This window comes from Pseudoalteromonas sp. SWYJZ19, assembly GCF_015864375.1.
Classification (GTDB): Bacteria; Pseudomonadota; Gammaproteobacteria; order Enterobacterales; family Alteromonadaceae; genus Pseudoalteromonas; species Pseudoalteromonas arctica.
This window is the reverse complement of the sequence record NZ_JADYXI010000016.1, coordinates 1-23,972: the sequence shown is the minus strand read 5'-3', so window position 1 is coordinate 23,972 and position 23,972 is coordinate 1. Positions and strand designations below refer to the sequence as shown.

Sequence of the window (23,972 nt, the reverse complement as noted above, 5' to 3'; positions counted from 1 at the left end):
ACATTATAGTGCAATTTAATTCGTTAAATTGATCAAAGATTTATGCAGGTTGGTATTACAGCTTACATTGTGGGTTTTTACCCTGTGCTTTAGCTGTACTTTGCTCACTAAGTGCTTTACTCATTTGTGCTTGTAAGTCTTTAATACGACTGCTTGGCGCTGGGTGAGTTGATAAAAACTCAGGTGTTGTACCACTACCTGCTGCACTCATATTTTGCCAAAGGGTTACTGATTCTTGTGGATTAAAGCCTGCTTCAGCCATTAAATCTAAGCCAATTTCATCAGCTTCTGACTCGTGCGAACGGCTAAATGGCAAAACAACACCATACTGTGCGCCTAAGCCTAGACCCTGCATAATTTCATTACGGTATTGAATGTTACCCATTTCAAGTGCTGCACTACCAAGTTGCATACCGGTATCTAAAATAGAGCTTTGTGAAACACGTTCATTAGAATGCTCAGCAATTACGTGCCCTACTTCGTGCCCTAGCACTGTTGCTAGTTGGTCTTGATTGGTGGCTATTTTTAATAAGCCTGTATGCACCCCAATGTAACCACCAGGTAGTGCAAATGCATTAGCAGATTCATCTTCAAATACAACTACTTCCCAATTTTGCGACGCGTATTCTTTTGGTAATACAGCCACTACTTTTTCAGCAATGCAATTTACATATGCATTTGTTTTTGCATCTTTATTAATTGGTTGGCTTTTTTTCATATCTGCAAAACTAGCAGTGCCCATTTCACTCATTTGTTGATCTGAGTAAAGCGCTATTTGAGTGCGTCCTGTTGGTGACGTTTTACAACCGACTAAAACGGCTGTCGCTAATACTGCAAGTACTAGTTTTTTCATGATAATTCTCTTAAGTAATGAATTTTTTATTGCTTGTAGAATAGCAAACACAGTACCAATTTAAAATATTTGCTTTATATACCTTTATATTAAAAGGATGCGATAAGACGATAAACTTAGCAGGCAAACTAAGTTTATCCAAATACAATGCCCTGTTACACTATAGCCCTTGTTTTTAGTGATTGTTGAGTTTACACATGGACGCCTCAGCCTCGTCTTTTAATACCCGTATTTTATTGCCTTTATTAGCCAGTATCGTGGCGATTACTCCTTTGGCTATTGATATGTATTTGCCCGCCATGCTGGTAATTGCAAGCGATTTACAAACTAATATGCCAAATGTACAAATATCGTTGAGTATTTACTTAGCGGGTTATTCATTGGGGATGTTATTTTTTGGCCCTATTGCCGATCAAATTGGCCGCCGTAAGCTCGCACGTATTGGCTTAACCCTATTTGGCGCAAGCTCACTTGCACTCGCATTTACAACCGAAATCCATGCGTTTTGGACTCTTAGAGCAGTGCAAGCATTTACCGGAGCGGCAGCAACCGTAGTCGTACCGGGTATTATTCGCCATATTTATCAGCAAAATACAGCTAAGGGAATGTCGTATGTGTCGATGATCATGATGGTAGCACCGTTAGTAGCCCCCTCTGTTGGTTCGTTTATTTTAGGATTTTCTGTTTGGTCAACCATATTTTTGGTTCTTGCTGGATATAGCTTTTTAATATTAGCGTTTGTACAAGTGTATTTAATAGATATACCTATTCATAAAAATGAGAAAAAAGGCCTCGCTCTATTTTTTGATAGCTATAAAACAGTACTGAGTAATAAAGACGCACGTGCGGATATACTCAGTTCTATGTTTGTATCGTTTGGATTTTTTTGCTTTTTGACCTCAGTACCATTTATTTATTTAGATTTATATGAAGTATCAGAACAGTTATTTGGTGTGTTATTTGCGTTTAATGTAATGGCGCTTATGTTTGGTAACTTTTTAAATACGCGAATTGTACCAAGGCTGGGCTCTCGAAAAATGCTCTATATTGGGCTTGTATGTGGGTTTGTATCGGGGCTTGCGCTGTTAACATTTAGCTTATTGCACTTATCACTTTATTATATTGTGGCTGCTATTGCGCCATTAATGATGAGTTTAGGTGTCACTGCAAGTAATGCTGATTCGCTAATATTAATGAAGTTTGAAAGAAACACAGGTACAGCAACGGCCGTAATTGGCACACTTCGTTTTGGTAGTGGTGCATTAGTTGGCCCGCTACTCGCCATTATGCACGCAAAAAGCGCAGTGCCATTTTCAAGTTTAATGTTTAGTGCTGTATTACTCACTATGCTCGTACAGCTAATTCACTATAAAAAAGACAAAAAAAATGCCTCAATATGAGGCATTTTTATCAAAGCTAATAACCTTAAATTAATTAAGCGTCAGCAGCTTTAGAAACCATAACCATTGCAGGGCGTAATAAACGACCATTCAATGTGTAACCTTTTTGCATAACAGCAAGTACTGTATTAGGTGTTACATCGTTACTTGGTTGGATTGACATTGCTTGATGAAAATCTGGATTAAACTGCTCACCTTGTGGGTTTACAATTTCAACACCAAATTTAGAAACAGCGTCATTAAAGCTCTTAACCGTCATATCGATACCTTCAAGCAACGGCTTTAGTGTCTCATTTTCTTTATCAGAAAATTCAATAGCACGTTCAAGGTTATCAATTACAGGTAGTAATTCGTTAGCAAATTTTTCTAGTGCAAATTTATGCGCTTTTTCTACATCTTGTGCTGCACGACGACGAATATTATCTACATCTGCTGCGGCACGAACAACACCGTCTTTTTGATCAGCAATTGTTTGCTTTGCAGCTTCAAGCTCTGCATATAACATCGCAATTTCTGCTTCAGGGCTTTGTTCTTGTTCTGCATGCTGATCAGCGGCTTCTACTGCTGCTTCTACATCAGCCTGCATTTTAGAAATTTCTTCGTTTAATTCTACTTCTTGCTCAGGGTTTTGTGTCTGCTCAGACATAAAATACGTGCTCCAATTCTTTACAACTGCGGTAATTATGGGGATTGAATAAAAAGATTCAAGAGTTAGATGCCTCAATTAATTTAAATTCTTGAATTATTTCTTCAATCTGCGCTGATTTAGGACAAATTATACAAAAACGGCTTTGATATTCTTGATTTTTAAAGTACGGCACGCTTATTACAATTAATTCATCGCACTCAGTAAAAGGTAATTTTTCGCTATTAAGTACCGATACACCATTTTTAAAAGCAAGCTTATCTTCTACATAATTTAAAAACGAAACACCAATATTTAAACTTTGTTCGCAATCGATTTGTTTGTAGAGGTAATTTTCACCAACAACAATACTATTATCTGAGCCTAATTTTTGGCTTAGTTGTCGCGTCCATTGATTAAGCGAATCATGACAATTTCGAGGCGCTGTATTTGCCATAGCTTGCATACGGTACAAACCTTCCATTAAGGTTTGTTGGCTAAATACAGTGTTCAACCAAGTGGCAAATTGATAACGAACAGAGTCTGACGAATCATGAGGTTTATCAATACAAATATTGTGACTCTGCCCTGCCCTATCTATTAATAAAATAAGCCAGTCGGTAGAATCAAAATCAAGCACTTCTACTCTAAACACTTGCTGTGAACTGGCTTGAGGTAAACCAACACAACAACATACTTGGTATTTTTGGCTCAAACCATGCGCTAGCTCAACGAGTTGTGACTGCTGTGGTTGCCAATAATTAGCAATATCAGCAAGCACAAAAAATTCGTCAAACCAATAATCAAACCCTTCATTTGTCGGCACTCGCCCTGCGGATGTATGAGGTGAATACAATAAGCCCACTTTTTCTAAGCGAGCCATAGCATTACGAACCGTAGCCGAACACACAGCCATGCCTTTGAGCTTGGCAATTTTTGTTGATGGAACAGGCAAGCCTTCACCATTACAGTACATGTTCATAACAGCTGAAAAAATTTGCTGATCTCGTGGGTTTAGTTTCATGGTATCTACATCTTGTTGCATGAAAGAGATATCGGGGCGTTTAGTTCTTTTTCAAGTCGTGCGGCTAACTCACAGTGAATAAAACTGATGGTTTATAATATTGCTATAATCTGTATTTTCAAACACTTCTGTTTTGAGTTACTCTACAATTATTAAATCTCTTTGTGCGTACATTATGGACTCTCCTTTTAACACCATAGGCCTAATTGGCAAACCTAATCATCCGGGAGCAGCGGCTACTCTGCAGCGTTTACATACCTTTTTACTTGCGCTTGGCTTTGAGGTAATAGTAGAAAAACGCACAGGGAGTCAGTTAGACGATATTCCGCATGACAAACTTGTTAAGTTAGTCGACTTAGGTGAACAAGCCGATTTAGCCATTGTTGTAGGCGGTGACGGTAACATGCTTGGCGCAGCTCGCGTACTTGCGCGCTTTAACATTGCTGTAATTGGTGTAAATAGAGGCAACCTTGGCTTTTTAACTGATTTAAACCCCGAAGGGTTTGAAGCGAGCTTAGAGCAAGTACTCAGTGGTGAGTATCTTGAAGAAAAACGTTTTTTATTAGAAGTAGAAGTATATCGCCACAACGAATTAAAAAGTGCAAACTCAGCCGTTAACGAAGCGGTACTTCATGCCGATAAAGTAGCGCACATGATTGAATTTGAAGCTTTTATAAATAATGACTTTGTGTTTTCTCAGCGCTCCGATGGTTTAATAGTATCAACCCCGACAGGCTCTACGGCGTATTCACTTTCAGGTGGCGGTCCAATATTAACGCCAGAACTAAATGCTATATCGTTAGTACCTATGTTTCCTCATACCTTATCTAGCAGACCTTTAGTGGTAGATGCCGATAATGAAGTTCGTTTAAAGCTAAGCCTAGAAAATACAGATAGCCTACAGGTAAGCTGCGACAGCCACGTAGTGCTAGCCGTATTACCCGGCGATGAGGTAGTAATTAAAAAAGCCGATAAACAATTGCGCTTAATTCATCCAAAAAATTACTCTTACTACAACGTTTTACGTACAAAACTGAATTGGGGTAGTCGTTTGTACTAGGACCTGTTTATCTTTCGAGGTTAAATTTGCAGCTGTATATTTGGTATTTAGGCAAGGCAGAGCCTATGTAGTGTGGTTATTCCCCATAAATAGGCGATAACACAGCATAAAGGCCAAACATGCGCTGCCCTAAGGGTTCTTTCTAGGGGCGATTGACTCTTTGTTGTTCGGTTTTTACTTAGCCCACTAGGTTTCAAACCTCTCGCCGCGATTAAATCGCCCCTAGATTGAACAAATCTTAATCCTGAAAGGTCAACACGCCCTATTCTTATTGCCAAATTTGGTACTATAAAGCAAAATGGCGACTTAAAATAATAATCAACTAATTTAGGAACGAGTAGCAATGACTTATGTAGTATTCTTTGCTTTACTGCTATTAATTACACTTTTATACAGTTACCTCAAAATTGAGAGTAACCGTAAAAAAGCGATAGAAGCTAGAAAAAAGCTATTTAATGAACGTGTTTCGCATGTAAATACGCGCCTTAAAGCAAAGCTTAATGATCTACTTGATGCTAAAATAATTCGCCCAAAATACGTTCCTCGCATTCAAGCTATTGTAAATAATTTTTTTGTTGTTCAATCACATACAGACGAGAACTTGCAACAGCTTGAAGATACCGCCGACCTACTAATTAATACGTTGTCCAACGAGTTAATTAAAATCAATCAAACAAATATAATTCAACCATTGATTGATAATATACAGTACTTTGTATCTGAGTTGCCCCAGCAAGGCATTTTATACAATAAGAGTTTTTATATTAATACATTACCTCCCCTCATTGCTCTGCTTAAAACCGAAGAGAGTATACAACCTACTGATATTGTTGATGATCAAATTGATGCATCTTCCCAAACTTCCGATACACAGTTTACTCAAGATGTAAGTGTTGCTTAAATAATAAAAAATTAATTTGCAAAAAACCAAAACACTGTATAAATTAACAGTTAATTGACTGGATGGATAAACAGTATGTTAATTGGTTTAGAAGTTAAAAATTTTGCAATCGTAAGTAATTTAAGCACAGAATGGCGCAGCGGTATGACTGCGATCACAGGTGAGACAGGTGCTGGTAAATCTATTGCTATTGATGCCTTATCGCTATGCTTAGGTGAGCGCGCTGAAGCATCAGCAGTTCGCCCAAGCTCTGATAAAGCAGAAGTATGTGCACAATTTGACTTAACAGTTCTACCGCTTGCTCAAGCATTTTTAGAGCAACATATGCTAAGCACTTCTGACAACGAGTGCTTATTACGTCGTGTTGTTTGTAAAAATGGCCGTAGTAAAAGCTATATTAATGGTAGTGCAGTTACCGCATCACAATTAAAAGAACTTGGTCAATATTTAATATCTATTCATGGACAACATGCCCACCAATATTTATTAAAAGCTGAGCATCAGTTACAGCTTTTAGATGCCTATGCAGGGCATCACCACTTAGTAAACTCAGTAAATAAAAACTATAAACAGTTTGCTAACTTACAAAAAGAATTTAAACACTTAGAACAACAACAGCAGCAACAAGCAGCGCAAAAACAATTGTTAGAGTATCAAGTTGCCGAGCTTGATGAATTTGCATTACAAGAAAATGAGTTTGATTTAATTGAGGCTGAGCATTACAAACTAAGCAATAGCCAAACAATATTAGAATCGTGCCAACGTGAGTTACAACACTTATATGAAAGTGATGAGCAAAACGCTTGCTCATTACTACAGCACAGCGCTCAACAATTTACCGAACTGGCTCAATATGACGAAAGTTTAGCAAGCGTAGCTGCTATGCTTAGCGAAGCCGCTGTACAAGTTGAAGAAGCAAGCCGCGAAGTGCGCAATTACACTGAGCAAGCAGATTTAGACCCGGCACGCTTAGTTGAAGTAGAAAATAGGCTAAGTGGAGCGATGGATTTAGCGCGTAAGCATCATATAAAACCACAGCAGTTAGTTGAGTTTCATCAATCGATTGCTCAAGAACTTGAGTCAATAAGTAATAATAGTAATCGTCTGGAGCAGCTTGAGTCAGAAATAGAAAGCGCGTTACTTAGTTACAAGCAAACTGCTGATGAATTAAGTAAAAGCCGCTGCGAGTATGCTAATACACTTAACACACTAATAAGTGAAAGCATGGCTAACTTATCAATGGAAAACGGTGTTTTTGAAATAGCCTTAACTCAAGAGAGTAATCGTACACCAAACAGCCTAGGCTTTGATAATGTCTCGTTTTTAGTATCAACTAATCCGGGACAACCACTTCAACCATTAGCTAAAGTAGCATCAGGTGGTGAGCTTTCTCGTATAAGTCTTGCTATACAGGTAATTATTGCCCAAAAAGTAACAACCCCAACGCTTATTTTTGATGAAGTTGATGTAGGTATTTCTGGCCCAACGGCATCTGCTGTAGGTAAGTTATTACGCCAATTAGGTAAATCAACTCAAGTAATTTGTGTTACTCATTTACCGCAAGTTGCCAGTAGTGCACATCAGCAATTTTTTGTAGCTAAAGAAATAGCACAAGGCGAAACGTTTACTCATATGCTGCCTTTAAATAAAGATGGCCGTATTAATGAAATAGCCCGTTTACTTGGCGGCGATAACATAAGCAAAACAGCTAAAGCAAATGCTAAAGAACTAATAATGGCTCACGCCTAATGTGTTAGTAAATAACGTCTTCAAGGATTAAATAATGCACAGTACTTTAGTTGATTTTTGTATAATTTTAAGTTGGTTGTTATTAGTACTAAGCACCTGTTTAATTATATTTAGTAAATATAAACATACTTGTTTTAAACAACGTTTATTTAAGTTTTTAAATAGCTTTTTAGTTTTTCAACTAATCGTTGTGGCCTATTACTTTACTAGCGAAAAAATAAATGGACTAAGTGATTTAGGTGTTAGTTATTGGGTTTTAATTACAATGCAGATTGCGTGTATTGTAATATGCTACATGAGCTTAAAACGTAGAAAGGCTAAAATAAGGCCATCCCTTGATTCGTTTTCAATGGATTAAAGTAAATAAACATTTAAAAAGAGCACGTTCTGTTTTTACCTTGCTCTTTTGCTTTATAAAGTAGTTCATCAGCATGCTTAATATCTAGGTCAATTGAGCGTTCAGCGTTTGCAGCTGTGATGCCAATGCTTAGCGTTATATTTACACTATCTGAAAATAAGCTTACAGCTGAAGCTTTAAGGGCATTATGGATTTTTTCTGCAACGAGCTCGCCATCATCAACGGTTACATTTGGAATCACAATTAAAAACTCCTCACCGCCCCAACGTGAAGCAATCGCATTTTGCGGAATATTATTTTCAAATGTTTTGGCTAAATGGATAAGAGCTTCATCGCCAAAATCATGGCCGAATTGATCATTAATTTTTTTAAAATTATCTACATCAGCTAATAATATTACAAACGGAATATTATTATTTTTAAGCTCATTTTTAAAAGCTATAAGCTTATTCATAGTGAAACGACGGTTTGGCAGATTAGTGAGTGGATCTATAGTTGCTAAAAATTCATTTTTTTGGCTTAAAGCAATTAATTTACTGCTGTATTTTTCTCTTGAAAATTCGTAATAACCACTCAGCGATGCAACAATTATAAAAGCGAGTATGATTCTGACTGGAAACTGCTCAGGATTGTAGTCATATATATTAAATGTATCAGCGCAATAGAAACCGAGAACAATTGCCGATAAAAATAAAACAATATCAAACGTCCCTCGTTTAAGCCCTCGAATTGAATAAGTAACAGGAGACACTATAAATATCCATATAGGCCCTGTACCTTGTGCTCCTCCTGTAAGTACAAGATAAAACATAAGTGCATACAGGTTATATAAAATTACAGTTGCAGACTTCTCTACACCTCTACCTATATTAAACGCAGATAAGTAAACAAACGAAGAAACAACCAAAGTAAATGCTAATAAATAGCTGCTGTTAATAAATGCTAAGCTAGCCATCGAAAACGTTGCTATAAAGCCTATTGAGGAAAAGAACCGAACAATGAGCTTCCTTTCTAAATTGTTTGAATATTCGTACATAATTTCTATTTATTTATTAATGTATAAAAGCAAACTTATAGATATAAAGTAAGCAAACCGTAAACAGCGTGCAATAATGAACCTACTTTATATTTAAATCAACTATTAAGGTTAGTAATTAGCACTGACAATTGTGCACATATTTTTAGCCTCTTGCATTTATCTCAGGTAAGTACATTTTTACGATATTAAATTGCTTGGCACTAATACCATTTGCTAAATTATATAAGTACGCCCTTTTATTCCTGCAATAATCGAACTGACTGGTAGTCAAAAAATAATATAAACCTGCACAGTTAAAGATGGTAGTAACTATTCTATGAATTGTGCCTGGACCGAGTCAACAACACATTAATCAATAAAAGTGCCGCTACAAAAAATACACGCACTATACAAATCCGCGATAATACTCAATCAATTTCAAGGATTGAACTTGGCGCTAACTGCGTTAAAACTTTCGAGATACGACTGCATGAATACAAAGCAATGTAGAGGTAATTGCCGAGAACACCTAAGTAGCGAAACTTTAGCCTCATTATCGACATAATTTTGTTATCTCAAAATAGATCACTTAATTAAGCGAATTGGTATTAGAGTATATAAACGACATAGAAGAAAGAAGTGTCGATAACGTTTATATATATGAAACGAGTCCTGAAAGCCGCTTAGTAGATACCTAAAGAAATCGCATTTGGCTTATAAAGAACAACCCATAATGGCAAAGCAGTTTCTTTGAAAGTTACTATATAAGGTTTCTACATGAAGTTACTAACAAAAGGTGTTGTTCAAGAAAGCCATACAAAAGGTGGTATAAATATAGCCCCATTTGTCACTAATTATGTTGACATTACATTTGGATAAAACAAATAAAAAAGCAAGCCACTTGGCTTGCTTTAAATATCGTTATTTTAACACGAAAAATTAAACTTTTAAGTAATCCATAATACCTTCTGCAGCGTTACGTCCTTCAAAAATAGCAGTTACCACTAAATCTGAACCACGTACAATGTCGCCACCAGCAAATATTTTAGGGTTAGTAGTTTGATGTGTAAACTCACCTTGTTCTGGTGCGTTAATACCGCCCCAGTTGTTTATTTCTACATCGTATTTTTCTAACCAATCCATTTTGTGAGGCTGGAAACCAAACGCCATAATAACTTGATCAGCTTCAATAACATGTTCTGAACCAGGTACTTCTTCAGCACGGCTTCTGCCTTTTGCGTCAGGTTCACCTAATTTAGTTTTAACCATTTTAACGCCGGTCACTTTACCTTTATCGTTCAGTACAATGCCTTTAGGCTGAACGTTATACGTAAATATAACGCCTTCTTCTTTCGCGTTTTTAACTTCACGTTTAGAGCCTGGCATATTTTCTTTATCACGACGATAAGCACACGTTACTTTTGCAGCATTTTGTCGAATAGACGTACGCACACAGTCCATCGCTGTATCACCACCGCCAAGTACAACTACTTTTTGATTAGCCATATCAATACACGGTTGTTTTGTCTCGTCGTAGCCCATTACACGGTTCGTGTTACCAATCAAAAACGGCAATGCATCGTGAACACCCGCTGCATCTTCATTTTCAAGACCTGCACGCATACTCTGATACGTACCAACCCCTAAAAACACAGCGTCGTAATCAGCTAAAATTTGGTCAAGTGTAATATCAACACCTACTTCAACATTTAACTTAAATTCTACGCCCATTTCAGTGAAAATTTCACGGCGCTTTTGCATTACTGATTTTTCAAGTTTAAAAGAAGGAATACCAAATGTGAGTAGTCCACCTATTTCTGGGTGACGATCAAACACCACTGGTTTAACACCGTTACGCACTAAAATATCAGCACACCCTAAACCTGCAGGGCCCGCACCAATAATGGCTACTTTTTTGTCAGTCCATGTTACATAAGACATATCAGGCTTCCAGCCCATTTTAAATGCCTCATCAGTAATGTATTTTTCAATATTACCAATTGTAACCGCACCAAACTCTTCATCGAGCGTACACGAGCCTTCACACAAGCGGTCTTGTGGGCAAACACGCCCACAAACCTCTGGTAAGCTATTTGTACGATGAGAAAGCTCTGCCGCCTCTATAATACGGCCTGTGCGTATTAACTTTAGCCATTGTGGAATGTAGTTATGTACTGGACATTTCCACTCACAGTATGGGTTACCACAATCTAAACAACGGTCAGCTTGTGAGTTAACCTGATTCTCTGAAAAGGGTTCGTAAATTTCTACGAAAGATTTTTTACGTGACGAGATTGGTTTTTTGCGTGGGTCTACACGCTGCACGTCTATAAATTGATATACATTTTCGCTCATACTGCCCCCTTATTGCGCCTGAACACGTAGTTCGGCACTACTGCGAGCGCGATGCCCGAGTAAACTTTTTACGTCACTTGATATTGGTTTTACTAATTTGAACATAGGTAAGTACAATTCAAAGTTAGCCAAAATACTTTCTGCTCTGCACGAACCCGTAAGCTCTAAATGCTCAGCAATTAAGCCGCGTAAATGTTCTTGATGCGACGTTAATTCGTCTAGTGTTACTATTTCGACAAGCTCTGGATTAATGCGTTTTTCAAAATCATTTCGCTCATCTAAAATATAAGCAAAACCACCTGTCATACCCGCACCAAAGTTAACACCTACATTGCCCAGTACACATACAACGCCGCCCGTCATGTATTCACAACAGTTGTCACCTACACCTTCAACAACCGCTTGCACACCTGAGTTACGAACTGCAAAGCGCTCGCCTGCACAACCTGCAGCAAACAGTTTGCCGCCTGTTGCACCGTATAAACATGTGTTGCCTGCAATTGTGGCTTTGTGACTTTCGAACGACGAGCCAAGTGGTGGACGAATAACTAACTTGCCACCCGCCATGCCTTTACCTACGTAATCGTTTGCATCGCCAACCAGTGTCATTTCAAGGCCACCGGCATTCCAAACACCAAATGATTGACCCGCAGTACCATGTAGCTCAATTGCTACAGGATCTGCCGCCATACCTTGGTTGCCATATTTATCAGCAATATAGCCAGAAAGCATTGCACCTACCGATCTGTCCGTATTACAAATACGACTTACTAGTGAAATACCGCTTGAAGCATCAATTGCGTCTTGCGCCTTAGCAAGTAGGCTCTCATTAAGTTTTCCTAAATAATGTGAGCTATTAGGCGCACTACAATAAAGCGTTTCGCCAGTTGGGTTATTAGGCTGAGCAATTACTGAAGATAAATCAATTTTCTTCTGTTTTGCTGTTTTGCCTTCAATTGCTTCAAGCAAATCTAAACGACCGATTAAATCAGTTAAGTTTACAACACCCAAGCTTGCCATGATTTCACGTGCTTCTTGCGCTATAAACTTAAAGTAGTTCATCGCCATTTCTGGTAAGCCGTGGTAATGCTTTTGACGAAGTGTTTCGTCTTGTGTTGCAACACCGGTCGCACAGTTGTTTAAATGGCAAATTCGTAAGTATTTACAACCAAGCGCAACCATTGGGCCGGTACCAAAGCCAAAACTTTCTGCACCTAAAATTGCCGCTTTAATTATATCTAAACCCGTTTTTAAGCCACCATCTGTTTGCAAGCGAATACGATGACGCAGTCCATTTTCAACAAGAGCTTGCTGCGTTTCTGCAAGTCCTAGCTCCCATGGGCTACCTGCATATTTAACTGAAGTAAGTGGGCTTGCGCCTGTACCACCATCATAGCCAGAAATAGTAATTAAATCGGCATACGCTTTAGCAACACCCGTTGCAATGGTTCCTACGCCTGGTTCTGAAACCAGTTTTACAGAAATTAGCGCTTTAGGGTTTACTTGTTTCAAATCGAAAATTAGCTGCGCTAAATCTTCAATTGAATAAATATCGTGATGTGGTGGTGGCGAAATTAACGTAACACCGGGAACCGAATAACGAAGTTTAGCAATGTATGGAGTTACTTTTTCACCCGGTAATTGACCGCCTTCGCCTGGTTTTGCACCTTGCGCTACTTTAATTTGAATAACGTCAGCACTGCGTAAATAATGCGGCGTTACGCCAAATCGACCTGAAGCAACTTGTTTAATACGCGAGTTTTTCTCGGTACCATAACGCAGCTTATCTTCGCCGCCTTCACCAGAGTTTGAACAACCGCCTAAGCGGTTCATTGCAATTGCTAGAGCCTCATGCGCTTCTGGCGATAATGCACCAATACTCATTGCTGCTGAATCGAAACGCTTGTATAGGTTTTCTGCAGGCTCTACATCATCGATGCTAATGCCTTGCTCTGGAATTTTAAGCGCAAGCATGTCACGTAAAGTGGCAATAGGACGCGTATTAACAAGTTTTGCATATTCACTGTAATCACTATATTCACCAGAACGAACTGCTTTTTGCAGGGTTTGGATTACATCAGGATTATAAGCATGATACTCGCCGCCATGTACGTACTTAAACAAGCCGCCGTGGCTTAATAATTTACGCTTACTTAGAGCGAGTTTGTGTAAGCCTTGCTGATCGTCATCAAAGTCGGTAAAGCATGCGCCCTGTATGCGACTTGCCACACCTTTAAAGCACATTTGTACAATAGCGTCAGATAAACCAACCGCTTCAAACAACATTGAGCAGCGATATGACGCAACCGTACTTATGCCCATTTTAGACATGATTTTGTATAAGCCCTTGTTAATGGCTTTACGGTAAGCAAGAGTTACTTCGCAATACGACTTATTAATAATTTTGCTGTCGCTCATCGCAACTAACGATTCATACGCAAGGTATGGATAAATTGCCGTAGCACCAAAGCCTAATAACACAGCAAACTGATGCGCATCACGCACGCTACCGGTTTCAATGATAATGTTTGATTCACAGCGAAGATTGTTATCAACTAATCGTTTTTGTACCGCACCTACAGCCATAGCTGCTGGAATCGGCAAATTTGCTTCATCAAAGTTACGGTCAGTTAAAATAAGCATGATACAACCAGCGGCTGCTTTTTCTTGTGCTTGGTCACAAATACGCGTTACCGCATTTTCTAAACCTTCTTCAACTGTGTAGGTAATATCAATTTTACAGTAGCTGTAATGCGCTTCATCAGCATTTAATAGCTGCTGCATGTCTGCGTACATTAAAATTGGCGTATCAAACTGTAGGCGCTTAGCGTGGCCTGTTGTTTCGTTAAATACGTTTTGCTCACTACCAATACATGTCGCAAGCGACATTACATGGTTTTCACGCAGTGGATCGATAGGTGGGTTTGTTACTTGCGCAAATTTTTGGCGGAAGTAATCATAAAGCGAACGATGCCCTTCACTAAGCACTGCAAATGGCGTGTCATCACCCATTGAGCCGGTTGCTTCTTGGCCGTTTTCACCCATTACACGAATAACACTATCAAGCTCTTCGTTGGTATAACCAAACATTTTTTGATATTTAGCTAGCGTTTCGTCATCAAATGAGCGATTACCCGCGTCTTGTTCAGTCAGCTCTTCAAATGGGACTAAACGCTTAACGTTCTCCTCAAGCCATGACTTGTAAGGATGGCGAGACTTTAAATCTTGATCGATTTCATCTGAGTGCCAAATTTTGCCAAGCTTAGTATCAATAACTAATAATTCACCTGGACCAACACGGCCTTTTTCAACTACTTCATCGGCAGTGTAATCCCAAATACCCACTTCTGATGCAAGCGTAATAAAGCCATCTTGTGTAATTACATAACGCGCTGGGCGAAGTCCATTACGGTCAAGGTTACAAGCCGCAAAACGACCATCCGACATAACAATACCTGCCGGGCCATCCCATGGTTCCATATGCATAGAGTTAAAGTCGTAAAATGCACGTAAATCGTCGTCCATTGCACGGTTTTTCTGCCATGCAGGTGGCACGAGCATACGCATAGCGCGGAATAAATCCATGCCACCAGCTAAAAATAGCTCAAGCATATTATCTAGGCTTGATGAATCAGAACCGGTTTCGTTTACAAACGGCGCTGCGCTTTGTAAATCAGGAATAAGCGGTGACGCAAACTTGTATGAACGTGCGCGTGCCCACTGGCGGTTACCTTCAATAGTATTAATTTCACCATTGTGTGCTAAATAGCGGAAAGGTTGAGCTAAAGGCCAACGCGGCTGAGTATTAGTAGAAAAGCGCTGATGGAAAACACAAATCGCACTCGTCATACGAATATCAGCTAAATCTAGGTAAAAATTTGGTAAATCTGCAGGCATCATTAAGCCTTTATAGATAGTTACCAAACCAGATAGACTTGCGATATAGAAAGCTTCGTCATCAACAATGCGCTTTTCAGCGCGGCGGCGTGCTACATATAAGCGACGCTCTAAGTCTTTAGAACGCCAACCTTCTGGCGCGCTAACAAAAATTTGTTCAAAACCTGGTAATTGCTGTACAGCAATAGGACCCAACATAGATGGGTCAGTTGGCACAACGCGCCAACCTAAAATATTTAACGTTTCTTTTTCTAATTCTTCGCTAAGTATTTGTTTTGCAGCTTGTGCTAAAACAGGGTCTGAATTTAAAAATATCATACCCACTGCGTAGTTTTTGCCTAAGTGCCAGTTATGTTCACTAGCAATAGCACGGAAAAAGCTATCTGGTTTTTGTAATAATAAACCACAGCCATCACCTGTTTTACCATCGGCAGATATACCACCACGGTGCTGCATGCGATCAAGCCCCGTAATAGCAGTACGAATAAGCCTATGACTAGCTTGACCATTAACTTGAGCTATTAAGCCAAAGCCACAATTTTCTTTTTCTAACTTTGAGTCGTATAACATAGACCCCTCCCCTTGCTGCACTGTTAGCGTGGATGAACTGCTCGACGATTTGCTAACAGACGGACAAAACTAGCCTCTATCTTAAATAGAGTCAATAGCACTTTGAATACATATTCACATTCTTGAATATTTCTCACTTCATAGCAAGATTTCTTTTTATCATTATTTTTAACATTTAGCGTTATTTTAACCACTATTTTTTCATGACACTGGTGTCAAGTTTAACATATTGTAAAAAACACGAGCCTTCAGCGCGCCAGCTTACGTAAACGTAAAGGTAACCGAAAGTGAATAAGTATTCAGCACTAGAGGGGCTATTCAGTTAACATTTAGATAGTTTTATGCTATTTCATTACTTTAATGGCTTAACATCCCCGATTATTGCTGCTCATTAGTATAGTTATGAAAGTTCATGTCATTTTTTGTACGTTAATAGTGAATTTTTATTTAAAACTATGTCCGATGCGGACACATAAACTGTCCGCGGACATGAATTTCAATAACAAAAAAATAAAATCACTTAAATATCAATAAGATAATAGTTGGCATATTAATCGTATAGCTTTATATATAATCGCTAATTGGAATTACTATGTTTACTCTAAGCTTATTTTTACTCTCTCCTATTGCCGCTATTTGCACAGCAGCTTTATTACTGCTGTGCGAAAAATACATAAAAGCAATTTAGGGGAAATTAAATGATTAAAGATACCAGCGCACAAGACATAAAAGTAAAGGCACCTATAAGCTATAAAAAATACGCGATAATCACTGCGATTGTTTTCATTGTGGTCTCTGCAATTGCTTATATTTTTTTAACGAGCCATAGCGCTAAAAGCTCTATTAGCCGCTCAAAAGTACAGATTGCAAAAGTACATGTTAAAGCGCTCATTCGAGACATTGCCGCCAGTGGTAAAATTGTTGCTGCTAATGCTCCTAAAATCTACAGTCCAGAACGGGGATTTATAGATTTAAAAGTAAAGGCCGGCGATACAGTAAAGCAAGGCAACACACTTGCCCTGCTGCAAAGCCCTGAGTTAACTAATGAATTAAAGCAACAGGAATCTGTACTTAAAAGACTTGAAGGCGAGCAGCAAAGGCAGCATTTGCAAGCAAGACGCCAAACACTCACTTTAAATAAAACACTCGATATGGCAGAGGTTGAGCTTAACGCCGCTGAGCGCGAAAATCGTCGCGCACAGTTATCAATACAAAAGCACTTAATTAGCCAAATTGATCTAGAAAAAGCAGTTGATGATTTATCCCGAGCTAAGCTCTCCTATAAGCATGCGCAGCAAGAGGTATTGCTTGCCAAAGACACGCTCGCTTTTGAACTACAAGCTGCTAAAAGTGATGTGACCCGCCAACAACTTATTGTTGATGACTTAATCCGAAAAGTAAGCAACCTATCTATTAAGGCTACCGTTACAGGGATCGTGGGTAACCTATTAGTGCAACAAAAAGCCGCAGTGACGCAAAGCCAACCTCTTATGACTCTCGTCGACTTAAGTAATTTTGAAGCCGAACTCCAAGTTCCTGAAAGTTACGCAAACGAATTAGGGCTCGGTATGGAAGTAGAGCTTAAGTTAGGCAATGAAACAGTGATGGGGAATTTATCCGCCATATCACCAGAAGTTAATAATCGTGAAGTAACAGCACGCGTCCGGTTTAAAGGTGTTACTAACAACATTCGTCAGAACCAACGCTTAACTGCACGTATTTTACTCGACAACCGAGAAGGTGTAATGCAAGTAAAGCGTGGTGCATTTATGCAGCAAGGCGGAATTATAGCTTATAAAGTCGATGGCAATATCGCAAAGCGTATACCTATTACAATAGGCGCCACCAGCATTAATGCGGTTGAGCTTTTAAGTGGACTAAAAGAAAACGATGAAATTATTATTTCAAGCTACAGCGACTTTAAGCAAGCCAACACGATTTTATTAAATTAAACAGACGTTCTCAACCAACGCTAAAAATAATTAGGAACAACGATGTTACAAATGAACAATGTAAGTAAAGTATACCAAACAGAAATGGTACAAACCCATGCGCTTCGAGATTTTAATCTGCAAGTAAACGAAGGCGAATTTATTGCTGTTACTGGTCCTAGCGGCTCAGGAAAAACAACCTTTTTAAATATTGCAGGTATGCTCGAGCCTTTTAACGAAGGTGAATACCTGCTGGATGGCGTTAATGTTGGCAGCCTAAACGATAACCAACGTGCTGATTTACGTAATCAAAAAATTGGCTTTATATTCCAAGGCTTTAATTTGATCCCCGATTTAAATTTATATGAAAACATAGAAGTTCCTCTTCGCTACAGAGGGATTAAAGCAAATGAGCGAAAACGTCGAATTGAGCAATGCCTTGAACAAGTTGGCTTAGCATCTCGCGCTAAACACTTACCTCAACAACTCTCTGGTGGCCAGCAACAACGTGTGGCAATAGCCCGTGCGCTTGCTGGTGAACCTCGTTTTTTACTTGCCGATGAGCCAACAGGTAACCTTGACAGCTTAATGGCTCGCCAAGTTATGGAGTTACTTGAACAAATCAATCGCGACGGTGCCACTATTGTAATGGTAACTCATGATAGCGAATTAGCCCGCCGTGCTCCGCGTAATATTCAAGTAGTTGATGGACAACTTGCCGACTTTACGCTTTATCAGGGCGCGCAAACTATAAAAACAGCATCGGGGGTTTAACTAATGTTTATTCATTATTTAGATTTAAGTTGGCGCAGCTTCAAGCGCACCCCATTGGTTAGCTTTTTAATGGTACTTGCCATTGCGATAGGTATAGGCATAACAATGACCAGCCTTAGTGTTTATCACATGATGTCGGCCGATCCTATTCCAGAAAAAAGCAGCCAACTTTACAGTGTGCAATTACAAACAATGGACGATGGTAGTACGTGGTGGACAGAAGATAACATGCCACTGCAATTGACCTATCAAGATGCAGAGAACTTATTAAACGCACCCACGTCAGAGAAAAAAGTGGCTATGATGCGTACCGGCTTTTCAGTTTATTTAGACTCCGACAAAATAAAACCTTTTATAGGTAATGCTCGCATGACAACGCCTGACTTTTTTAGCATGTTTAATTTGTCATTTCTATACGGAGGGGCTTGGAGCAAAGAGCAAGAAAACTCAGCCGCACCTGTGGTTGTTATTACCCAAGAGATAAACGATAAACTATTTGCAGGACAAAACTCCGTCGGAGAACTGATTTACTTAGATGATGCAAGCTATCAAGTAGTTGGTGTTATTAACCATTGGCCTCTCAATATTAAATATTATGATTTAAATAACGGTGCATTTAATCAAGTAGAAGAATTATTTATGCCCTTTAGCTTAATAAAGGCAAAAGAGCTCGTAAGTTGGGGCAATAGCAATGGATGGAAACACGAAAACACACCAACCTTTGCAGATAAACTGCAATCTGAGCAAGTATGGATCCAGTTTTGGGCAGAGCTAAATACGCTTGAACAAAAACAAGCCTATCAAAATTACTTATTAGCCTATATGCAAGAACAACAAAAACGTGGTCGATTTAATCGTAAAGAACTTGAGTATAAACTTCGCGATGTAAACCAATGGATGCAATACAACAACGTCGTCACCGAAGACAATAAAATTTTAGTGGGCCTGAGCTTTATGTTCTTAGGTGTCTGCTTAGCCAATATTTTAGGTTTACTTTTAGCCAAGTTTTTACGCAGAGCGCCAGAAGTAGGTGTAAGACGCGCATTAGGCGCTAGTAAAAGGCAAATATTTTTACAGCACTTAGTTGAGGTCGCCATGCTTGGCTTTATAGGTGGCATGCTAGGAATTGTACTAGCACAACTTGGCTTAATGGGCGTAGTGCAAAGCTACGACTACTATGAAAACTTAGCAACAATGGATTTGACCATGCTATTGAGCGCCCCATTGATTGCAATTACAACCTGCATTTTGGCTGGTTTGTACCCAGCTTGGTTAGTGTGTAAAACCAATCCTGCTATTTATCTTAAGAGCCAATAAGGAATTTAACAATGTTAGAAATAAAACCTATATTTAACGCCTTATGCCGCTCAAAGGTGGGCGCTGTATTACTGCTAATTCAAATTGCAATTACCACAGCTATAGTCAGTAATGCTGCATTTATCATTCAAGACAGAATTAGCTATTTAAATCAAGAAACGGGCTACCCTGAGCAAGATATATTTAAGTTTAATGTAATGACCTTTGGTACTGATATTAACTTAAGCCAGCAGTTTGAGCTTGATGAAAGCATGCTTAGAAAAATGCCAGGCGTAGTTGATGCCGCATTAAGCAGTAGTATCCCGCTATCAGGCAGTGGCAGCGCTTCGAGCTTTAATTTACAACCCGCTCCACAAGAAGGCCTAAGTGTAAGAACTGCTTATTTTTTTATAGATGACCACGCAATTAATACCTACGGCGTTAACTTAATTGCAGGGCGAAACTTTACCGAAGATGAAGTGCTAGTTACAAACGAAATTACACAAAAGCGCACCAACGTCACTATAGTCACTAAAGCCTTACTTGATGAGCTCTACCCTGATGGAGATGGTTTAGGAAAAATAGTTTATTTTGGTGACCTACCACTTAAAGTTATTGGCGTGATCGGAAACATGAAAGGCCCGTGGCTCAAAGACAGTAAACCCGATAATCTTGCGTTTATTCCTTATATTAAAGCAGCAAGTTATGCACAAGTTGCCGTTCGTACAGAGCCTGGTCAGCGAGCAGCTGTAATGAAAGAAATAGAAAATGCCATGCTCGAAAATTACAGCAAACGCGTTATTAATAACATTAAAGGACTTGATGAATTAAAAAATGAGTATACCGCTAAAGACCGCCTCATGATGCGCATGCTCATAGTATTAATCACTATTTTAGTGCTTATAACCGCTCTCGGTATTTTTGGCTTAACCTTATTTAATATTAGCAAACGTACTAAGCAAATTGGCACACGCAGAGCACTTGGTGCAAGAAAGTCAGCTATTGTTAGCTACTTTTTAGTAGAAAATGCATTAATTTGTAGCCTAGGTTTAGCCTTAGGTGTGGTAACAGCAATACTACTTGGGAAAATGTTAATGCAGTATTTTTCTGTAGCCGCACTACCGCCAAGCTATATAGCCGTTACCGCCATTGTCGTATTATTAATGAGCTTACTTGCGGTATTAGGGCCGGCTAAACGCGCTGCTAATATTTCGCCCAGTATCGCAACTCGCACAATTTAACCTAGAATCCGCTTGAGGTAGATTTATTATCCAGAGTTTAGGTTACTAAATCATGTAAAAATCACTATGCTACACTGATTAGTAAGGCAGTGTAGCCATTAAAAAATTATAAAAATAACCTATGACTCATAAAATACTCATTGTTGATGATAACCAAGCAGTACTCGATGCACTTTCATTGTTGCTCGAGATCCACGACTTTTCGGTAGTGACTGCAACAAACCCGTTTGATGCTCTGCAAATAGTTCGCTATCAGCGAATTGAGCTTGTAATTCAAGACATGAACTTTACCAGCGACACAACCTCTGGCGAAGAAGGTAAAACGTTGTTTTATGAACTACGAGAAATAAACCCACACCTCCCTATTATACTTATTACAGCCTGGACCGAACTTGCTACCGCTATTGAGCTTGTAAAAGCCGGTGCTGCCGATTACTTACCAAAACCCTGGGATGATGCAAAACTACTAGTTTGTATCAGTAACTTAATAGAGCTAGGCAGTGCTAAAAAAATAGTGGCGACACATAATCGCCATCAACAAGAGCGTGAAGGTACATTTAAAAGCGCAGACCTTGCCGGGCTAATATTTAAAAGCACGGCTATGGAACGACTGGTCACTATGGCGCTACAAGTAGCTAAATCTGATATATCTGCATTAATTACAGGCCCTAATGGAAGTGGTAAAGAGTGCATTGCGCATATCATTCAAAAAAACTCCCCACTTGTATCGCAACCTTTTATTAAGGTAAACGCAGGCGCACTACCACAAGAACTTATAGAAGCCGAACTTTTTGGCGCTGAAGCTGGCGCATACACGGGGATAACTAAACAACGTATTGGTCGATTTGAAGCAGCTGATGGCGGTACGTTATTTTTAGATGAAATTGGTAATTTACCACTCTCAGGACAAATAAAATTACTACGCGTAGTACAAACCGGCGAGTTTGAACGTTTAGGCTCAACACAAACACAAAAAGTAAATGTGCGAGTAATATCGGCTACTAACGAAAACTTACTACAAGCAATTGAACAAGGTCGATTTAGGGAAGACTTATATTATCGCCTTAATGTAATTGAACTCAATGTGCCTGCCCTTAGCGAAAGGCAAGATGATGTTTTAGCACTTATTAGCCATTTTTTACCTCACCGAGAGCTGACTATAAACACAGAGCAAGCACTTCAACATTATAAATGGCCAGGTAACGTTCGAGAGCTAGAAAATGCTTGTAAACGTGTAGCGGTGCTAAAACCAACAGGTGCGCTTACAGTCGATGACTTTGCACTTTCGTCATCGGTTACTGCTCAACAAGAAGCAAAAGCAGAACCGACCAAACAGGAAATAGAACACGCAATGCGCGCTCATCAAGGTGTTATAGCCAAAGTGGCCCGTGAATTTGGTTTAAGCCGACAAGCTCTTTATCGTCGATTACAAAAAATGGGTATTGATTATTAATGCCAAACATTATTAGCCACTTTACCCTAAGCCAAAAGGTTGTGTTAATTTGCGCACTTTGTAGCGCACTGCCTGTTTTTATTATTGCCGCACTTAGTGGTTTTGATATGTACTACACTCTGTTTTTAATATTACTAACGCTTGCATTTAGCACCTTGCTTTCAAGAGCTCTCACCAAACCAATAAAGCTTGGCATGCAATCGCTCGAAACCGGGTTGCTTAATTTTAAAGATGGTGAGCTCTCCAGCTTACTAGCGTATAAAAGTAATGATGAACTTGGAAAACTATGCCGACTTTATAATCAAACCGCTAAACAGCTTCGCCAAGAAAAACAATGGATTTACCAGCGCGAGTTAATGCTTGATAAAGTATTGCAAAGCTCGCCGCAAGCGTTATTACTGGTCAATGATAATAATACGGTGGTATTTAGTAATTTAATTAGCCGTAGTTTATTTAATAGCGCAACCCGCCTTGAAGGTATGCAGCTAAGTAAATTGCTCGAAAATTCGCCCCTGCAATTAATAGCAGCTATAGAGCACGGTGTTGATGGCCTCTTTAATATAGAAATAGAGAATCAAGACTCGCAAACTTGGCATTTAGCCACCGGGGAGTTTTTACTCAATAACCAAAAGCATCATTTATATATATTTAAACAATTAACCCGTGAGCTTAGTCGCCAAGAAGTTGCCGTGTGGAAAAAGGTAATACGCATTATCAGCCACGAATTGAATAATTCACTCGGCCCTATGTCGTCCATGTTACACAGCGCACAATTGCTCGCAAATAAAGTTGATGAGCCCCGCCTTGCCCGTGTATTTGCAACTATTGATGAGCGAATTAGTCATTTAACTGAATTTGTACAAGGCTATGGCAAGTTTGCTAAATTACCTCAGCCACAAAAAACACGGATTAACTGGCAAAACACACTCAATAATTTAAAAAATCACTGGCAATTTAGCTACGAAATAAAAAATTCACACAATGAATTACAAGCTGATCAAGCCCAACTCGAGCAGCTGCTCATAAACCTATTAAAAAATTCACACGAGTCAGGCTCCAACTCCAATGAAATACATATTCAGGTCGAATTTGTACCCCAAGCTTGTGTTATAAATGTGAGCGACTGCGGCAAAGGAATGAGCGAGCAAGTAATGGCAAATGCTTTAGTGCCCTTTTATTCTACAAAAAGTACGGGGAGTGGTTTAGGGCTAGCCTTATGCAGAGAAATAGCAGAAGCGCACCAGGGGCATATAAGTTTACATAACAAAATAGAGGGCGGCTTAAACGTACAAGTGAGCCTTCCTTATTCGTAAATTCACAAAAATTAAAAACAATAAAGCCACTTAAAAAGTTAACACCGATCAGTTAAGGTATTTTTGATCGGTTGACCGATCTTTTGGTTGCTTCACAATACCCTTATCATCTTTTGATTATGAGGGTATTTTTATGCTTAGTCATTGGTTACTT

The 23,972-nt window shown here is 39.1% G+C and carries 16 protein-coding genes; 10 read left to right on the top strand and 6 right to left on the bottom strand.

What is annotated here, in order from left to right; all coding sequences use genetic code 11:
• Positions 1 to 55: 55 nt before the first annotated feature.
• Positions 56 to 853 carry a M48 family metallopeptidase gene (locus tag I6F45_RS15225; protein WP_010553413.1) on the bottom strand — a complete coding sequence of 266 codons (798 nt, stop codon included), beginning with the start codon at positions 851 to 853 and terminating at the stop codon, positions 56 to 58.
• Positions 854 to 1,050: 197 nt separating this feature from the next.
• Between I6F45_RS15225 and I6F45_RS15220 the strand changes: the two genes are divergently transcribed.
• Positions 1,051 to 2,253 carry a Bcr/CflA family efflux MFS transporter gene (locus I6F45_RS15220; protein ID WP_010553412.1) on the top strand — a complete coding sequence of 401 codons (1,203 nt, stop codon included), beginning with the start codon at positions 1,051 to 1,053 and terminating at the stop codon, positions 2,251 to 2,253.
• A 34-nt stretch (positions 2,254 to 2,287) separates the two neighbouring features.
• On the opposite strand, the gene grpE is transcribed toward I6F45_RS15220, so the two are convergent.
• Together grpE and I6F45_RS15210 are read right to left on the bottom strand one after the other, a co-directional pair.
• Positions 2,288 to 2,899: a nucleotide exchange factor GrpE gene (grpE, locus tag I6F45_RS15215; RefSeq protein ID WP_007375833.1), complete on the bottom strand. Its 612-nt coding sequence runs from the start codon at positions 2,897 to 2,899 to the stop codon at positions 2,288 to 2,290.
• A gap of 58 nt (positions 2,900 to 2,957) precedes the next feature.
• On the bottom strand, positions 2,958 to 3,923 hold the full coding sequence (locus I6F45_RS15210; protein ID WP_024590838.1) for an HrcA family transcriptional regulator: 966 nt from the start codon (positions 3,921 to 3,923) through the stop codon (positions 2,958 to 2,960).
• 154 nt (positions 3,924 to 4,077) lie between these two features.
• Between I6F45_RS15210 and nadK the strand changes: the two genes are divergently transcribed.
• The 3 genes from nadK (at position 4,078) to recN (ending at position 7,612) form a co-directional block, all read left to right on the top strand.
• Positions 4,078 to 4,962, top strand: coding sequence for an NAD(+) kinase (gene nadK / locus I6F45_RS15205; RefSeq protein ID WP_004335384.1), 885 nt, complete (start codon positions 4,078 to 4,080; stop codon positions 4,960 to 4,962).
• A 343-nt stretch (positions 4,963 to 5,305) separates the two neighbouring features.
• On the top strand, positions 5,306 to 5,863 hold the full coding sequence (locus I6F45_RS15200; RefSeq protein ID WP_007584558.1) for a hypothetical protein: 558 nt from the start codon (positions 5,306 to 5,308) through the stop codon (positions 5,861 to 5,863).
• A 75-nt stretch (positions 5,864 to 5,938) separates the two neighbouring features.
• Positions 5,939 to 7,612, top strand: coding sequence for a DNA repair protein RecN (gene recN / locus I6F45_RS15195; protein WP_197160980.1), 1,674 nt, complete (start codon positions 5,939 to 5,941; stop codon positions 7,610 to 7,612).
• A 371-nt stretch (positions 7,613 to 7,983) separates the two neighbouring features.
• Here the strand turns inward: recN and I6F45_RS15190 are convergent, their stop codons facing one another.
• The 3 genes from I6F45_RS15190 to gltB form a co-directional block, all read right to left on the bottom strand.
• A complete protein-coding gene (locus tag I6F45_RS15190; RefSeq protein WP_231609677.1) occupies positions 7,984 to 9,006 on the bottom strand; it encodes a GGDEF domain-containing protein in 1,023 nt (340 codons plus the stop codon).
• Between the two features lie 921 nt (positions 9,007 to 9,927).
• Entirely contained in the window at positions 9,928 to 11,343 is a 1,416-nt protein-coding gene (locus I6F45_RS15185) for an FAD-dependent oxidoreductase (protein ID WP_007584567.1), read from the bottom strand.
• Between the two features lie 9 nt (positions 11,344 to 11,352).
• A complete protein-coding gene (gene gltB / locus I6F45_RS15180; RefSeq protein ID WP_197160978.1) occupies positions 11,353 to 15,810 on the bottom strand; it encodes a glutamate synthase large subunit in 4,458 nt (1,485 codons plus the stop codon).
• 698 nt (positions 15,811 to 16,508) lie between these two features.
• Between gltB and I6F45_RS15175 the strand changes: the two genes are divergently transcribed.
• From I6F45_RS15175 to I6F45_RS15150, 6 genes are all read left to right on the top strand, one after another.
• Complete coding sequence (locus tag I6F45_RS15175) at positions 16,509 to 17,762, top strand: efflux RND transporter periplasmic adaptor subunit (protein WP_197118869.1); 1,254 nt, start codon at positions 16,509 to 16,511, stop codon at positions 17,760 to 17,762.
• Positions 17,763 to 17,804: 42 nt separating this feature from the next.
• Positions 17,805 to 18,515 (top strand): ABC transporter ATP-binding protein, encoded by a 711-nt coding sequence (locus tag I6F45_RS15170; RefSeq protein WP_004335374.1) that lies wholly within the window; start codon positions 17,805 to 17,807, stop codon positions 18,513 to 18,515.
• Between the two features lie 3 nt (positions 18,516 to 18,518).
• Positions 18,519 to 19,832 carry an ABC transporter permease gene (locus I6F45_RS15165; protein ID WP_165740303.1) on the top strand — a complete coding sequence of 438 codons (1,314 nt, stop codon included), beginning with the start codon at positions 18,519 to 18,521 and terminating at the stop codon, positions 19,830 to 19,832.
• 11 nt (positions 19,833 to 19,843) lie between these two features.
• On the top strand, positions 19,844 to 21,052 hold the full coding sequence (locus I6F45_RS15160; RefSeq protein WP_165740305.1) for an ABC transporter permease: 1,209 nt from the start codon (positions 19,844 to 19,846) through the stop codon (positions 21,050 to 21,052).
• Between the two features lie 121 nt (positions 21,053 to 21,173).
• Positions 21,174 to 22,505 (top strand): sigma-54-dependent transcriptional regulator, encoded by a 1,332-nt coding sequence (locus tag I6F45_RS15155; RefSeq protein ID WP_024590831.1) that lies wholly within the window; start codon positions 21,174 to 21,176, stop codon positions 22,503 to 22,505.
• Entirely contained in the window at positions 22,505 to 23,818 is a 1,314-nt protein-coding gene (locus tag I6F45_RS15150; protein WP_024592689.1) for a sensor histidine kinase, read from the top strand. Before I6F45_RS15155 ends, I6F45_RS15150 begins: the two co-directional genes overlap by 1 nt.
• The last annotated feature ends 154 nt before the right edge of the window (positions 23,819 to 23,972 follow it).